Origin of the sequence: Mycolicibacterium pyrenivorans (genome assembly GCF_025821625.1) — a bacterium.
Lineage (GTDB): Bacteria > Actinomycetota > Actinomycetes > Mycobacteriales > Mycobacteriaceae > Mycobacterium > Mycobacterium pyrenivorans.
Genome location: NZ_JACKSH010000020.1, coordinates 1 through 15,635, shown reverse-complemented (window position 1 = coordinate 15,635; position 15,635 = coordinate 1). Strand labels below are relative to the sequence as shown.

17 protein-coding genes and 1 pseudogene are annotated in these 15,635 nt (G+C 59.3%); 17 read left to right on the top strand and 1 reads right to left on the bottom strand.

From position 1 onward, the window contains the following. The first annotated feature begins 30 nt into the window (after window positions 1-30). The 14 genes from H7I57_RS02365 (at window position 31) to H7I57_RS02300 (ending at window position 12,062) form a co-directional block, all read left to right on the top strand. Entirely contained in the window at window positions 31-837 is an 807-nt protein-coding gene (locus H7I57_RS02365) for an MlaE family ABC transporter permease (RefSeq protein ID WP_264021694.1), read from the top strand. Then, window positions 837-1,706 (top strand): MlaE family ABC transporter permease, encoded by an 870-nt coding sequence (locus tag H7I57_RS02360; RefSeq protein WP_372510104.1) that lies wholly within the window; start codon window positions 837-839, stop codon window positions 1,704-1,706. The genes H7I57_RS02365 and H7I57_RS02360 overlap by 1 nt, the downstream gene beginning before the upstream one ends. 8 nt (window positions 1,707-1,714) lie before the next feature. Beyond that, window positions 1,715-2,770 carry an MlaD family protein gene (locus H7I57_RS02355; RefSeq protein WP_264021668.1) on the top strand — a complete coding sequence of 352 codons (1,056 nt, stop codon included), beginning with the start codon at window positions 1,715-1,717 and terminating at the stop codon, window positions 2,768-2,770. After that, window positions 2,767-3,834, top strand: coding sequence for an MlaD family protein (locus H7I57_RS02350; RefSeq protein WP_264021667.1), 1,068 nt, complete (start codon window positions 2,767-2,769; stop codon window positions 3,832-3,834). The genes H7I57_RS02355 and H7I57_RS02350 overlap by 4 nt, the downstream gene beginning before the upstream one ends. Beyond that, window positions 3,831-4,790 carry an MlaD family protein gene (locus tag H7I57_RS02345; RefSeq protein WP_264021693.1) on the top strand — a complete coding sequence of 320 codons (960 nt, stop codon included), beginning with the start codon at window positions 3,831-3,833 and terminating at the stop codon, window positions 4,788-4,790. Before H7I57_RS02350 ends, H7I57_RS02345 begins: the two co-directional genes overlap by 4 nt. Further along, window positions 4,760-5,890 carry an MlaD family protein gene (locus H7I57_RS02340; protein WP_264021666.1) on the top strand — a complete coding sequence of 377 codons (1,131 nt, stop codon included), beginning with the start codon at window positions 4,760-4,762 and terminating at the stop codon, window positions 5,888-5,890. Before H7I57_RS02345 ends, H7I57_RS02340 begins: the two co-directional genes overlap by 31 nt. Beyond that, window positions 5,887-6,891, top strand: a complete 1,005-nt coding sequence (locus H7I57_RS02335; RefSeq protein WP_264021665.1) for an MlaD family protein — start codon at window positions 5,887-5,889, stop codon at window positions 6,889-6,891. The genes H7I57_RS02340 and H7I57_RS02335 overlap by 4 nt, the downstream gene beginning before the upstream one ends. Then, entirely contained in the window at window positions 6,888-7,850 is a 963-nt protein-coding gene (locus H7I57_RS02330) for an MlaD family protein (protein ID WP_264021664.1), read from the top strand. Before H7I57_RS02335 ends, H7I57_RS02330 begins: the two co-directional genes overlap by 4 nt. Window positions 7,851-7,914: 64 nt before the next feature. Continuing rightward, window positions 7,915-8,601 (top strand): hypothetical protein, encoded by a 687-nt coding sequence (locus tag H7I57_RS02325; RefSeq protein ID WP_264021663.1) that lies wholly within the window; start codon window positions 7,915-7,917, stop codon window positions 8,599-8,601. Between the two features lie 31 nt (window positions 8,602-8,632). Continuing rightward, window positions 8,633-9,370, top strand: coding sequence for a hypothetical protein (locus H7I57_RS02320; protein ID WP_264021662.1), 738 nt, complete (start codon window positions 8,633-8,635; stop codon window positions 9,368-9,370). Between the two features lie 61 nt (window positions 9,371-9,431). Next, window positions 9,432-9,905: a hypothetical protein gene (locus H7I57_RS02315; RefSeq protein WP_264021661.1), complete on the top strand. Its 474-nt coding sequence runs from the start codon at window positions 9,432-9,434 to the stop codon at window positions 9,903-9,905. A gap of 53 nt (window positions 9,906-9,958) precedes the next feature. Further along, a complete protein-coding gene (locus tag H7I57_RS02310) occupies window positions 9,959-10,363 on the top strand; it encodes an MmpS family transport accessory protein (RefSeq protein WP_264021660.1) in 405 nt (134 codons plus the stop codon). 40 nt (window positions 10,364-10,403) lie between these two features. Beyond that, entirely contained in the window at window positions 10,404-10,973 is a 570-nt protein-coding gene (locus tag H7I57_RS02305) for a hypothetical protein (RefSeq protein WP_264021659.1), read from the top strand. A 645-nt stretch (window positions 10,974-11,618) separates the two neighbouring features. Continuing rightward, complete coding sequence (locus tag H7I57_RS02300; RefSeq protein ID WP_264021658.1) at window positions 11,619-12,062, top strand: hypothetical protein; 444 nt, start codon at window positions 11,619-11,621, stop codon at window positions 12,060-12,062. Window positions 12,063-12,104: 42 nt separating this feature from the next. On the opposite strand, the pseudogene H7I57_RS02295 reads toward H7I57_RS02300, so the two are convergent. After that, a pseudogene (locus H7I57_RS02295) lies at window positions 12,105-12,437 on the bottom strand (transposase); the annotation flags it as partial. Between the two features lie 305 nt (window positions 12,438-12,742). On the opposite strand from H7I57_RS02295, the gene H7I57_RS02290 reads away from it, so the two are divergent. The 3 genes from H7I57_RS02290 to H7I57_RS02280 are packed head-to-tail and all read left to right on the top strand — an operon-like array spanning window position 12,743 to window position 15,542. Then, a complete protein-coding gene (locus H7I57_RS02290) occupies window positions 12,743-13,891 on the top strand; it encodes an amidohydrolase family protein (protein WP_372510103.1) in 1,149 nt (382 codons plus the stop codon). Continuing rightward, window positions 13,891-14,838 (top strand): VOC family protein, encoded by a 948-nt coding sequence (locus H7I57_RS02285; RefSeq protein ID WP_264021656.1) that lies wholly within the window; start codon window positions 13,891-13,893, stop codon window positions 14,836-14,838. Before H7I57_RS02290 ends, H7I57_RS02285 begins: the two co-directional genes overlap by 1 nt. Before the next feature lie 59 nt (window positions 14,839-14,897). After that, the gene (locus tag H7I57_RS02280) at window positions 14,898-15,542 is read left to right on the top strand and encodes a nitroreductase family protein (protein ID WP_264021655.1); all 645 of its coding nucleotides are present in this window, start codon (window positions 14,898-14,900) and stop codon (window positions 15,540-15,542) included. Window positions 15,543-15,635 lie beyond the last annotated feature (93 nt).

Genomic DNA, 15,635 nt, shown 5'->3' with positions numbered 1-15,635 from the left:
CAACCCACGCTGACGCGGGTTGCAGCCCAGGTGCGACGAGCCGCGCTGCGAGTCGTGATGACGCCCGTGGACAGCGTGGGGACGACCGGTCGCGGTCTTCTGCTCTTCGTATCCGTCGTGCGCTACGCAGTGGTCGATACCGTTCGAATAAGGCTCCCGGTCGGGGAACTCCTCTTCCAAGGGTGGAGTCTACTGAAGGTGACAGCGCTACCCGCGTTGCTGATGGCCATCCCGTTCGGGGCGATGGTGGCGGTCGTGACCTCTGGGCTTGTCAACCAGGTAGGCGCTAGCTCGCTAGTTGGCGCGGCAGGCGGAGTAGGGATTGTCCGGCAGGGGGCGCCGATCACTGCCGGGCTGTTGATGGGGGGCGCCGCAGCGGCCGCAGTTGCTTCGGATTTCGGGGCGCGGGCGATCCGTGAAGAACTCGACGCCATGCGGGTAATGGGGGTTGATCCCGTTCGCTCGTTGGTCGTACCACGCTGTATGGCACTGCTCTTAATATCGCCGTTGCTGTGCGTATACATCATCGCATCTGGGACTGCCGCTACCTTCGTCCTGTCGGTGACGGTGAGCGATGTGACACCCGGCAGCTTCTGGATGTCGTTTGGGACGTTCGCGAAGATGGTCGATGTTTGGTTTGCCATCGGTAAGACGGCGATTTTTGCAGCGATTGTGGGCGTAGTGTCATCTCTGCGCGGCATGGAGGCGAAAGGCGGCCCGCGTGGTGTAGCCGATGCGGTGAATTCCTCGGTCGTAATCAACGTCATCTGCATCATGGTCGCCAACCTTGCGATAACGCAGCTGCAGACGATGTTCTTTCCGACGGCGGTCGCATGATGGATTCGTCTCGAAGGTCTACCTCGCGCCCCTCCCAGTATTTCTTTGCCCGGCTGGCATCAGCGCGCCCACTGCGTAAACCGCTCCGCACAACCGGCCAATGGGCAGTGTTCATCGGCCAGGTCATCTGGACGCTTCCGTTGACAATCAGCAAGTATGGGCGAGAGACCCTGCGGGCTATGAACAGCCTTGCCTGGGGCAGGGGTTCGCTCATCGTTGACGGTGGTGTGATCAGCGTCCTAATAATCCTCGGTGTCGCGCTTGGGGCTTCCATTGCTGTTGAGTCGTTCGCCATCCTGGATATCATCGGGTTTGGTGCCATGTCGGGGATCGTCGCGGGCATCGGATTGGTTCGCGAGATCGGGCCCCTTGTGGCAGGGATCGCGTTCACCGCGCAGCCGGGCGCCCGGATGACTGCCGAGATCGGGGCTATGCGCATCAACGACGAGATTGACGCCGTCGAATCGATGGGGCTTAGGCCGATACCGTTCGTGGTGGGTACTCGGCTGGTTGGCGGCATGTTGTCTGTGATTCCGGGTTACGCACTGACGCTGATTGCGAGTTTCTGGGTCATGGAAATGGTGATACAGAATTTTCACAATCAGCCCGGCGGCACGTATGCCCACTACCTTCTTGAGTTCACTACCTCTACTGACCTTCTCTATTCATGCATCAAAGCATCTGCCTTCTGCATGGCGGCGACATTTATCCACTGCTATTACGGCTACTTCGTTTCGGGTGGTCCCGTCGGGGTAGGGGTGGCATCTGGACGCGCGGTGCGTGCAAGTCTGGTCACGATTATGGTGCTCGATTTTATTTTCACCGTTGCGCTGTGGGGTCTGCAGCCGGATTTCGTGTTCAAGGGCTAGGGGACTAGATGACGCTGTTACATACTTCGGACGAATCTGAGACGCGCACGTTGACAATAGTCGGCGTGGCGATCGCATTCTTGTGTGTGGTCGTCGCGGGATCGCTGTACGTGTTCGATCCCTTTGCAGGCCGGGCGGAAAGCGATATCTCGGTTTCGATCGACACGCCGTATGTCGGTCAAGGCGTCGCTACCGGCACAGCGTTGGTCATGCACGGGGTCACAGTGGGCCAGGTCACCGGCATCTTCAGCCTGCCCGAGGGCGGTGTTCGCCTAAACGCCGACCTGAACTCTAAATCGTCCCAGGGCTTAACCGACACCATGAAAGTCGATTACCGGCCCATCAACTATTTTGGTGTCACCGGTATCAATCTAAGCCCAGGTAGCGGTGGCCAAGCGCTCTTCGACGGGATCCGGATAAGTACGATACCGCGAGGAAACTTCACGCTTCAGACATTGCTCACTCGTCTCGGGGAAGTCACTACCGGGGTTGTGACGCCGCAACTTATCCAGGTAATAGACAGGGCGACTCGTTACACTGATGCGCTTAACCCCCTAGTCGAGACGATGCTGATCGCCGCAAATGCAGTGGCCGAAGTGCAAACTGTCTCCACCGAGCAGCTCTTGACCAACGCAACCGGAATCAGTGTCGCGTTTCCTGGATTTGTCAACTCGGCTGTCAAGGGCGGCGACAACTTCATATGGCCAGCTAATTACCTTAAGAGCCGGGACACCGCGATCAAGGATATTACGGAGGAACACTATCGCAGGAATTATGAGTTCCTCAAAGAGGCGAATGTCGGCCTTTTCCGCTCGCTCGGCCAGTTGCTGCGCACTCACTCGGCGGACCTTTTCCCGGTGACGGAGATCGTCAGAGCTCTGTTCGGGGTCGTGCCACCCTTGATCAGACCAGCGGACACCGCACAAATGATGGCCGAAATGCGAACGCGGTTTGAGAAAATGTATCAAGGCACCCCCGAACAGCGCGCCCTTCAGGTTCGAATCGTCTTGGACAGCCTGCCCGGCGTGGCTGCTCCCATCGCCGCTATCGGAGGCCAACAATGATGAGAGGGCGAGGTGCGCTGTGGCGCCTGGTTATCGCAACAGCGGTCGCGGTGATTCTGCTCATTGTGGTGTCGAATGCGATCAGGCAGCCAGTTGCGGCGGAGCAGCGCTCGTATACCGCCGAATTCACCGATGCTTCCGGGTTACATTTGGATGCCGACGTGCGCGTAAGGGGAGTGCGCGTCGGCAAAGTCAGCACAGTCGAACTGCGGCGGCGGGCCGGTCAAAGCGTGGCAGAAGTCACGTTCACGCTCGACCGACGATACGGCGTGGTCTCGGCCACTCGGCTTGGCATCAAATTCCAGGCGCTTACCGGCTTGCGCTACGTCGATGTGGTGAATCCGTCGGAGCAGTATTCAACGGCCGAGTTGGTGACTCAAGTGCCCACGAGGATGACCCAACCTTCCTTTGATGTCACTGCTCTATTCAATGGGCTGCAACCGGTATTCGCCACTTTGAGGCCCGAAGAAATCGACGCCTTCGCGGAGAACGCGGCGAATTACTTCACCGGCGATGGCAGCGGCTTGGAGCCGCTGCTGGACAGTATCCGCAAAATCGCGCAGTTCGCGTCGGATCGTCAGCAGGTGATAGCGACACTGCTGAACAATCTTTCGGCACTCGCCGATACCATGGGCGGCCATTCTAAAGATTTTATTCAGATCTTGGAATGGATTGAGCGGCCGGTTAACGCTGGCATGGACGTGATCGACGAGTTTCGAAAGTCGCAAATGTATGGCACCGGGTTCACAGAACCAGTGGTGAAACTGTTCCAGGGCCTGGGATTGCCATCCGTACCCAGCGCCGGTCTTGGCTTCGCCCGGGGGCCCGCCTTCTTCCCCGCCGAGCTTTCCGAGCGCGATGTCGACTCGGCGTTGGACCGTGCGTTCACCAGACTCGACGACTTTATGGACGCGTCCAAGCTTGTGCCCGTCTTCTGGGAAAACGCCCCGGGTCCGTCGGGTCAGTTCGGCACGCCGGCGCCGTGCTCGCAAGGCCAAGCCCAGTTACCCGAACAGATGGATATCTTGCTCAACGGGCAAAGGGTGGTCGTATGCAACCAATGAAAATGGCGCGAAGCCCCCTCATGTGGGGCACCGTGGCGTTCGCGTTGCTCACCATCGCGGCCCTCGTTGCGGCATTCGTCTACGTCAGCCCTCCGACGCAGCGATACGTGACCTTTTACACCGACGATGCCCAGTCGATACGCCCCGGCGACGACGTCCGAATCGCCGGCGTCACGGTCGGCAAAGTAAAAGACCTTGCGCTGGAGGCGAACCAGGTGCGGGCACGGTTATCGGTAGAACGCGACGCGTTTGTGGGCAACCAGTCCCAGATAGAGGTCCGCATGCTCACCGTCGTCGGTGGCTACTACGTCAACATCGTGTCATTGGGAGACACTCCTCTCGGCGACACCCCCATCTCCGTCGAGCGCACAACCATGCCCTACAGCCTCATGCGCACACTAGTCGACACGACGAAGGTCACCGAAAACGTCAACCCAAAGCCGTTCAACGAGTCGCTCGACCAACTCGAACAGGGACTTGCCGGCACAAACGTCGAAACGCTGGGCGCGATAGTCGATGCGGGTAACAAAGTGATGTCGACCATCGATAGGCAACGCGGACAGGTGACCGCTATCCTCAAACTCTCCGACGAATGGATTCAATCCCTCAACAATTTCGAGGGTACCCTCAGAGTGCTGGTACGACGCATTTCAATTCTGGAAGCAACGCTGAATATATACAGCGCTGGTTTCGGCGCCGGCATACAGGGGCTCAACGATCTCATAAACTCGCTCACGCCCGCGCTTCTTTTTTACCGACACCACCACGAAGAGATAATTGAAAGGCTCCGCCGGTCCATCGTAAAGGCGACCGATTGGACGAACCGCCAGGGTGCAATTACGCGATCGCTGCGGCTGATACGGAACAAAATTCAACGAGTCCTCGACGCGCAAAACGCGCCGCCCGAACTGCTGGCCACCGACCTGTGCTTCCCGACGCCGGGTTCTTCATGCTAGCGGGGTCGCGGCAGCGTCGCGCGCACCGCGCCATAGCAACCGCGCTCGTCGCCGCAGCGGTCGCCGCGAGCGGCGGCTCATGCGCGTCGAAAGACGCACCGGCACAGACAGAACGGGCCGACTATTGTGCACTGCTGCCGGACAGCATAGGGCTCTATCCGGGCAACCCAGTGACGCAGATGGGCTACCGGATCGGCATAGTGGACTCGGTCACGCCCAGTGCCAACGACGTACGGGTCGATTTCACACTGACTGAGCATCGTCCGTTGCCGGCCGCGGTCAAGGCTGTCGTCAGGTCGCCCTCGATCCTTGCAGACCGTGCGTTGGAACTGGTGGGGAACTATGAATCGGGTACGCAACTATCCGTCGGTGGTTGTATTCCGCTGGGCCGGTCGGCAACGCCGAAGAGCCTGTCCGAAGTGATCGGATCGGCAACGACGTTTATCAACTCGATCAACCCCGACGGATCAGAGAACCTCGGTCATGTTGTGCAAAGTGTCGACTCCGCGTTGCGCGGCAACGGTGCCGACATCAACCGACTGCTGACGACGTCGTCCGCGGTGCTCGATAGCCCTGACCAAGCAGTCAGCGATATCGGGTCCATCATTGCCAACACCAAGCACCTGACTTCGGTGCTGACTGAGCTGAGAGGTCCGCTCAAGCAGAGTCTTTTAGATGCGCAGAAGTCCACAGCAGATGTAGCCAGCGTTCTCTCTAATGGCGAGATTATCGGTGGCAATGTCGTCGCGATTCTAGGGATCGTCTCCGAGGTCGAAACGTTACTTGGTCCCGATCTCCAGGTTCTGCTCGACTCGGTATCCGTCGCATTGCGGAAGATCAGCGCTCACGCGCCGCGGGCGGCGAACCTGTTGAACCCGGTGCCATGGTGGATCAACTCGGCGGCCAACTCCATCAACAATCACCAATGGCAAACCATCAGATACCGGCCGCCCCTGTACCGTGTCCGGACCCCGGATGGCGTCGCGCTCTGCAACATCATGAACGCGTCGATGCCGGGCAGCTGCGCAAACGTACAGGGCATGCCATATGCAGTCGATACTGCTTTGCTGCAGTATGTGCTCACCCAGGCGGCGAAATGACGAACCGCAGGCCGTGGTTTCTTGCTACCGTAATTCCCGTGGTCCTCGCGCTGCCGTCGTGTACAGCGATAAATGTCAATGCAATACCGCAGCCTGGTGAGTCCTATCGTGGCGGCCACGACATCGTCATGGAATTCTCGAACGTGTTGAATCTGCCCGAGCGGGCAAAGGTGGTAATGGACGGCACGCGTGTTGGCGTCGTCACGAAGGTTGAGGTGTCCCAGGAAGCGGTTGACGTCACCGCGACCGTCGACCCGCTAATCAGTGTGCCATCGAACATCAATCCAGTGTTGCAGCAAGCCACCGTGCTGGGAGACCTCTATATCTCCCTCGAGCGGCCGAGAGACGGCCAAGCGGCACCCGCATTGGGCCCAGCTGCGAAGATCCCGTTGGCGCAGACCACGAGTCCGCCGCCGCTGGAAGCCACCATCGCGAATCTGGCGAACTTCGTATCGAGCGGATCCATCCAGCGCATCCAGAACACCATGATCGGCCTCAACCGAGTACAGCCGGCCGGAGGACAGCCTGCGCTGCGAAAACTTGTTTCCCAAGTGTCCGCCGATGTCGAGCAGCTCGGCGAAAACCTCGACACGGCGGATCAGTGGTTGCACGGCCTGTCGCAAACTACTCAATTGATGGAAGACAAAATCCCCACTTTTCAGTACTGGTTCTCGCCCACCGGCATGGCCGGGTTTGACCGCATGTTCGCGCTGGGGTCCATCATCGCGGCGCTTTTCCCCACGGTCGGCACCTACCTCTACAGCGGCGGATACTGGCTGGTGCCGTTGCTGGAAACTCTCTCCGACGGAGTTGGTGCGCTGCAACAGAACAAATGGGTTTTCGAAGACGAATACCCTGCCTGGCAACGATTATTTACGAATTACTTTCTTCCACAAGACAAACACCCCGCGATCAACATCACATCGATCGTGGGGCCTGACGGGCGCGAATTATCGGGCAATGTTCAAGATGTTCTGCGGATCCTAGGTGCGGCACCATGAGACTATTGCGAGGCTCGATATCGTTCATCGCATTCGGAGTAATGCTGGTACTCGCAGTCGCCTACTTCGGCGAACTCGGGGTTCGTGTCGGGTCGCCCGCCCACCGAACCAATCTGTCCATGCACGTAGACGACATCAACGGCCTGTTCGTCGATTCGAACGTGCTCCTGCGTGGCGTACCAGTCGGGAAGATCACCGATCTGTCCACCACTGTCGACGGGGCAACCATCGACTTCTACGTCGACCCGCGCTACCAAATACCCGTCGACGCCGACGTGAAGCTCGGGAACCTGTCCGCCCTCGGGGAAGCGTATGTACAGCTGGTCCCTCGGACCGACAGCGGACCCATGCTGCAAGACGGGCAGCGCATCGCAACAGAATCGGTCTCACAACCAATGTACGTATCGGACCTGGCGGCAAGTATGGGGCGAGTCCTCAACCAGCTCGATCCTGGCGCGTTGGAACGCATTGTCAATGAGGCGGACATCGCGATACCCCCGCCGGACGCCGTGTTGCCCAACCTGGTCCACACCAGTACGTTGCTCAAGAACGTCGCCGCGGATATGAATGGGCGCGGTGCCGCACTGCTCGACAACTTCCAAACACTTCTGCAAAACGCATCATGGGTGGGCCCCGTGCTCGCCGATCTCATCCCGTACCCGCCGAAGATCGGCTCAGGCATTCAGAACACCATCGGCGCCTTGACGATGGCTGACACATTGCACGCCGGGATGCCCGTCATGGTTTCATTTCGTCGCTTACTCGACCGGATACAAAGGCTGTTGGACACCAGCGGTAGCGATCTAAAGGTGATAGGTGAGCGTTTTTTGCCGCAAACTAAGGCCATCGCCGGGGCACTCATGAACTTTGATCCCAGTCAGATCATGGCCAACATCTTGGCAACACTTCCGGAGGACGGTGTGGTCACGTTGCACATGAATGTGCTTCCGCCGAATTAGCGTCGGCCACCTGAGCAATCGGATCGAGGGATGGACTGCTATGAGTCAAAGGAAGAAGGCTTTGATGGACGTGAATGTGAACTCCGATGCCCACGAACCCGATTCGGCGGAGAGCGACGCGGAGTCTCCGCTGCTCGTCGGCGAGTCCAAAGACAGCGAGCATGAGGGCCGGAAGCCCGATCCTGACGAACCCGCGGACAGGGAATCGGCAGGCAAGACACCCAAACGATGGCGAGTATCGGTTTCCCTACGCGGCTTGGTGCAAAGCGCGATCATCGTCGCCCTTGTCGCAACAATCAGCGTACTAGCCTGGCTGTACAGGGATGCGCACCATAAGATCGACCTACAAGCCCAGCAATCCGCGAACTACGCCCGTGCTGAGAAAATCGCTCTCGACTACGCGGCAAACGCCGCTGCAATGGATTTCCAACACCTCGATGAATGGAAGGGCAAACTCGTCGCAGGCACCACCCCGGAAATGAAGGACAAGCTGACCAGCGCGGCGACGTCAATGGAACAGATTCTGCTTCCGCTTGAATGGTCCTCGACGGCAAGTCCGCTCGCCGCGAAGGTTCGCTCGAATGCCGGAACGAGTTATGTCGTCGATGCATTTGTGAGCGTTCAAACTAAGACCGTGCAAGCCCCAGAACCCTTGCAGTCGACCGCCGCATACAGCCTCACGATCGATAGCGCCAAGGACTGGCAGATTAGCGATGTCGGGGGCATCGGGGCCATGGTCGCCGGAAAGTAGCTTCGAAAACGGTTGTGGCAAGGGAGAGAGCATGGCGATGACGATGGTAAGCCAGGTCAATAAGAAGTCGCGCCGTCGCCGCGGTATTGCCACGGCGTTGCTGCTCACGGCAATCACAATGCCGAACGTGATATTGCCGACCGCGGCGGCCGATCCGGACGGAACGGAGCCGGTACCGTATTACGATGAAGTCTACGATTACAACCCGGACGCATTCAACACCAACAATACCTACGACAAGCCGGTCACCCCGTTACCGGTTTTCGTTCCGACGCCATCGGACTGGCAACCAAAGTTCCCTTTCCCCTACGACCAGACGAAGGGGACCATCACCGATACCGACATCACTGCCCAGCGCGAAATGTGCCAATGGTTCAACGCTCAATACTACGAATTGAGACGTCAGATCGATAAGTTTCAGTTCGACCGGATCACCCCCAATGGACCCGGCCCGATAATCGGCTCTGGCAGTGACTGGGACTACAGCCGCGACGGTCTCCAGGAAGAGGCCGATATCGTCACAGCAAACATCGACCAATCGTTCGATTTCTTGGCGCCGCGCGTGAACGCGCTCACCCAAGCCACGAACCACACCAACGACTTGTACTTTCCTCTGTACCAAGGTGAGGCTTTTTTCCGATTGTGGCAACAACTGTCGAACGTGAGCGCAGGTATAAAAAGCCACCAGCCTGCCTGGTTCACCGGCCCATCGGTGCAGGTGGCGAAGAACTGGGGCACCAAGATCGAGCGTTCGCATGTATGTAGCTGACGGGAGGTGCGGACGCGTCCGCGACCCGATGCCCCGCCGGAGCGGACGATGGATCGGGTGGGTGGCGGCGATCGCGCTCGTCGTCCCAGCAGCGGTCACGCTTGCTGCACCCGCTTCCGCGGACCTGACGGCCAGTCTGCGAAGCGCGGTCGTGTCGGCGCGCGGAGGTGCCTGTCCGCTGCGCAGCAATCCTCTCGTCGAGCAGGTGAACCGGATTGCCAACGAATCAACAAGGACCTACAAGAACCGCGTGAGCCAAGGTGCGCAACCCGTTGACGATCCTGCGCCTGGGTTGAAGGCGCTCGGCTATAGCGGTACCAAGTCAAAGTTGTTGCGCGGCTGGGCTGACAACGAAGCCGATGCGATCAAGGCACTACTACTGCAGGGCGCAGTCGACGTCGAGCGGGACAGTAACCTCGATGTCCAAGACCGTCCCCCTTTCATCGCCGATTGCGCCTTCACAGACTATGGGGCAGATATGATTTATGACGAAATCTCCGGCTATTACACGTCAGTGATTCTCGCGGGGCCTTGATGTGAAGCGAACACAGTGAGCCGACCGCCTATGGATATCCTCGGGAGGCTATCGTGCGTATCCGCGCGATGATCGTAACGATTATCGTCAGCGTCGCAGCCGTGCTGCTCGCACCGGCCGCCAGGGCAGACGACAACGTGACGTACGAGGTCGTATCGGAGTCCGTCCGTGCAGCGAACATCGAGTATTTCGATCGATCGGAGCGGAGAGTAGTCGAGGGGGCCGTACTGCCGTGGCGCGTGGACGCGACCGTTATGGACGCGCACAGCCCATCGGCCCGGGGCGCCGAAATTCGCGCTGATTGGCGAGGCTACGTACCTGCGTCGCCGTTGCCCCCTGGGATCCCGATTGGTTACTGGCTGACTGTGCGCATTCTGTTGAACGGCAAAGTTCTGTGTCAAAGCACACTTGATGTCGGCAATGCGGCCTGCTTTGGCAACACCAATTTCAGCTCGTGAGATTGCGCTTCGTATCGATGGCTGACGTAAGGAGCAAGTAATGCATATCCTTGGCCGATATCTCACCGCGGTCGGATGCGCCATCGGATTGGCATTCGCCGTCGCTGCACCGGGATACGCAGACGACACGCCCGGTGGTGATGCTCCGCCGCAAGCCACTCCGTTCCCCGACGAGACTGTCATCACCGCCTTCTACACGAAGCAAAATGCAGAAGACTTCTTTCTGCCCGGCTCTCCCGGTGTCTGGTTCCTGTCACCCTCGGGGCTGAACTGTGGTATGTGGAACTGGGGGAGCTTTGGCTGCTCGGGTGATGTCCCGGGTGCCCCGCCCGGGGACAATCACATCGCGTGGTTCAACGGAAACCGCGCGGTGCACCACGGTTGGACGGCAGCCATCCAGTTCCCCGCCGGACAGGCGCAGCGGCCGTTGCCACCGCTGAGCTACGTGACTTATGAAGAAACGCTCTGCGCCACCACGCTGGAGGGCAACACTTACTGCGCGCATGGTCCCTTTGCACTGTTTGCCACACCGCAAGGGACGTGGTTCAAAGGTTGGGACGACAGACGGTCTTATGTCTGCAACAGTTACGGGACGTGTCCTGCTGGCTGAGCTGGGCAGAACGTATGCCCGGCTCAGTCCGATGTGTGACGGAGAAAATCATTAGCCACGTCAGCAGCCATCCTAGCGCCGTCAGGCGGGAATCTATGTCCGGTGGTGGGCGTCGCCGGTGCACGGATGTCGAGCGGCTCGAACAGACGCCAAGCGGCCCGAAAGGGGATTCAACTTGACGCGAGTGGGATTGTTGACGACGGCGTTGATGTTTGCCTGTACAAGCGTGGCAGTCTTCAACTCGACGGGAAGCGCCCAGGCTGCGCCTGACGTCGGCGGCGGCGTCGGGCGATGGTGTCCTGGGCAGGAATTACCGGTGAGCGGTTACCCACCCCACCCCAAGGTCTGGCGGATGGACGTGTGCCACGACTGGTACTCGATCTTCAACGTGGCCAACGGAACTTGGACGATTGTCGAAGGTAAACCTCCTTTCGCATGAGGCAATTGATCGGTACTTCCGCCCTAGCTGAGCCCCGCGGCAGGCGCCCGCCATGGGCTACTGAGGCTCGTATCACCACTCGAGTCCGCCGTGTGGCTGCACAAGATGCAATGGGCGTAAGACCGTGCGAAAACGGCACCGTGAAAGCGCGGCGCCAACGATTCACGGGTGCTGCGAGAGGACCCGGCTGGTAGAGAGGAGGACGCATGATTCGTGTGGGATGTGCGGCCACGTCGCTTGTCACGATTCTTGCCGCACTGGGGGTAGCTCCAGCCGCGCGCGCCGATGTCGGCGTCACGTACGAGGTTGTTTCAGGGTCCATACACTCTGTGAACCTCGAGTATTACGATGGCTCGCAGCCGATAGCGTTGAGTGGTGTGCCGCTGCCGTGGCGAACCAACGCGATGGTCTTGAACCCGAAGAGCCAGTTAACAGACGGCGCCAGACTGCGCGTGAACTGGCAGCCTCCGAAAGAGGCCTTTGGGTGGGTCACAATTCGGATCTTCGTCTTCGGATCGCTCATTTGTGAAAGTACTCAGACAAAGGGGATGGCGTCCTGCTACGGCGACCACCCTTCGCTTTCTGGCGATTTGCCGGCTCGCCGTGGGGGCTTCCCCGAAGAGAAGGTGCCGGACGCGCCCGCACCCTGAACCCCGCCCATGGGACAACGGTTACATCGAATCGTTCAATTCCTGAATGTAGTGCGCGACGGCCAGCGCGGTGAACACGATGGTCAGGTGTGCTTCGATGGCGTCGCGGGTGCGGTGGAACATCGGGTCGGGCGGGCCTCGAGGTCGGTCTTGGACATCCGAAACGAACGCTCGACGTGCCAGAGATCGTGGTACTTCGCGATGACCTCACCTACGGGCATCGTGGTGGCATCGAGGTTGGTGACATACCCCTTGAGCCGACCAATGACTGCGCCTGGCCTGGATGGCCTCATCGAGGGTGCGCCCGCCAGCGGTGGTCTTGACGAAACGAGTTGATTTGGCGGCCCGCTCACCGTTGATGACCGTTTTCGTCTTACGGCGTAGATGATGATCAGCTCGCGATGTGTTGCGGGATAGCTCGACTTAGCTTCACCTCGTGGCGGGGGCCGAAAACCCGTGCGACCGGCGACTACAAGAATGATCGGTCGTGAGACGGCGCCTCCTGTAAGAGGTAGCCGGGACGGGAGAGGGCTTGCAGTGATAAAGTGCAAGTGGTTATAACCGTTATGCAATTAGGTTGATCCGGGCTATGCTCGGGCCGAAGGTAATGAGACGTCTGAAGCCACGTGGAGGCGGCCGTGTACAAACTTGGATTCCCGGTGTTCGACGCTGACAACCATATGTACGAAACCCCCGACGCGGTCAGTCGGCACCTGCCCAAGGAGTACGACGGCGCCGTCGAGTTCATCCAGGTTCGAGGACGTACGCGCCTGGCCGTCAACGGCAAGATCGTTCACTACATTCCTAATCCGACTTTCGAGAGAGTCGCTCGTCCAGGCGCGCACATCGACTTTTACGCGGGCACAAATACTGATGGGCGCACAATTCGGCAGATGACGGGTGAGCCGATCGCCACGCCGGATTCGTTCCGCCGGCCTGACGCCCGCCTGAAACTCCTCGATGAGCAAGGCGTGCAGAACGCGTTGGTCTACCCGACGCTCGCGAACCTCGTTGAGCAGTCAGCCATGGATGATCCCGAACTCGTGCACGCACTTGTCCATGCGCTGAACCGGTGGATGGCAGAAGAATGGACGTTCGACTACGAAGAGCGCATCTTCGCCACGCCAGTGATTGCGCTGCCGCTCGTCGACGAAGCGGTCCGCGAACTCGAGTGGGTGCTCGAGCGTGGTGCTCGAGCCATCCTGATCAGGCCGGCTCCGGTTAACGGCCTGCGCGGCTATCGGTCGCCGGCGCTGCCCGAGTTTGATCCGTTCTGGCGCCGAGTGGAGGAAGCAAATATCCCAGTTCTCGTTCACGCCACGTTCACAATCCTTGGGGACTACGTAAAGATGTGGGAGCCGGGTAATCACCAGAATCCGTTCAAGGAAAACGCCTTTCGCAACCTGGTCGCCGGCCACCGCGACATACACGACTTGATTGGGAGCTTCATCTGTCACGGGACATTCACTCGTTTTCCGCGATTGAGAATGGCCTCAGTGGAGAACGGAACCGACTGGGTACGCCCACTTCTCCATGACCTGGCGCACATCTACGGCCAAATGCCCCAAATGTTCGAGGAAGAACCGCTCAAGGTCTTCGACCGCAACGTCTGGGTGAGTCCCTTCTGGGAAACCGACATCAACGAACTTCTCAAAATCGTCTCGCCAGACAAGTTGCTCTTCGGGTCGGACTACCCGCACCCAGAGGGTCTCGCCGACCCGCTGAGCTACTACGACTACGTAAAGGATCAGGATCCCGCTGTCATCCAAAAGGTAATGAGCGGCAATGCGTACGATCTCGTCGGTATGCATGCTCCGATATCCGCCTGATGGGCCATGATGACGGTCTGGCACGACGGTTCTTACACGTCTGCCTGAATATCCGCGACTTCGACCGCAGTCGGAGATTCTACGGCGACGCACTAGGTCTGCGGCTCGCAATGCAAACCGACGCTGCTCGCAGCGAAGACGCCGCTGTGCTCGGTATTGCCGGTCCTACTAGCTCTCGCGCGAGCTTTATGTACGACTGGCGCGGCCCGCGATCATCTTCGGCGCTCGAGTTGGTGGAGTGGATGGATCCGCCCACCGAAGGCCGGCCATACGACGATGTTTCCATTCCAGGCTTGCATGCGTTCGCGGTTAGTGTGCCATCTCTGAAGGGCATGTCGGACCGCATCGTCGCTGCCGGTGGAACGGTCCTGAGAGAGCGTGGTGCTTCCGTTTTCGCCACCAACAGCGCGGACGCGATCCTATTGCGTGACCCCGACGGCGCGAATGTCGAAGTGGTGGAGGATGACTGCCCGACGTCGACCGTCCTGGGCATTCGGGCAACCTGTGCCGATCTCGATAGTTCGATCGCGTTCTACGAAACAATCGGGTTCAAAATCGTGAACAATCCACGAGTCGGTGAATTCATCTGGGGCACTGGAAAAGCCGTTACTCTCGGCCTGCCCGAGGACGACGGCGGCTTCGCGCTTTGTCTGACCCAGCCGGATGGCTCGGCGCGCCAAGGCGACTCGTACAAGTCTGCTTATCACAGCGGATTCACCCGGATGGCTCTGCGCGTGGACGATGCTGAGGAGACCCGGAGCCAAATGGTTTCGAAAGGACTTGCCCTTCGAGGTCCGTTCCCAGTGAGCTTGGGCGGCACTGCAGTCCAGGATTTACGAATAAGCGGCGTCGATGATCCAGATGGCACTCTCGTGGAGTTCGTCGACCGGCCGAAGGAGTTCTTTCGACCACCGCCTGAACATCCCGCTGACATCGGCCCGAGATAGCCCTAAGCCGTCACGGCGAGGACGTCTACTTATTGGGTGCCGCTATTGCGAAGGAACGCATGGATACCGCAATCACTGACCATCTGTTGACAACTACTCGCGCAGTGCGCCGGCGATTGGACCTTAACCGTCAAGTTCCGACGGATGTTCTTTTGGAGTGTGTCAGCGTTGCCCAGCAGGCGCCCACTGGAAGTAACCTGCAGGGGTGGAGATTCGTTGTCGTACAGGACGCCGCAAAACGCGCCGCGCTCGCCGAGATATACCGGCGGTCAATCGACCAACATCGGGCTGTCCAACCCGATTCGTTCTCGCCGAACGATAGTCAGACGAAGCGGGTCTACGATTCCGCCGATTACCTGGTCGAGGTGATGGACCAAGTGCCGACACTGGTGGTGCCATGTATCAAAGGCCGGCCCGAAAGTCTCCCGCATGCTTATGCATCCGTGCTCTACGCTTCTATCTGCCCTGCGGTTTGGAGTTTTATGCTTGCGCTACGATCGCGGGGAGTGGGCTCCTCGTGGACCACTATGCATCTACTGAACGAGCCTGAAGTTGCCGAGCTGCTTGGCATCCCGAAGAAGTTCACGCAGGTTGCGTTGATCCCTGTCGCGTACTACACGGGAACGGACTTCCGGCCGGCATCGCGCCCGCCGGCGGAAACGATCACCTACTTCGACAGTTGGGGAGAAGCGCGCAACGGCTAGGAGCGTGGGTCAGTAACGCTTCGAGGGGGTCGGGGCGTCGAATGTGCACATAGATCGCGTTCGAGGTGATTTGCGTGATCTGTGTGCACGCTG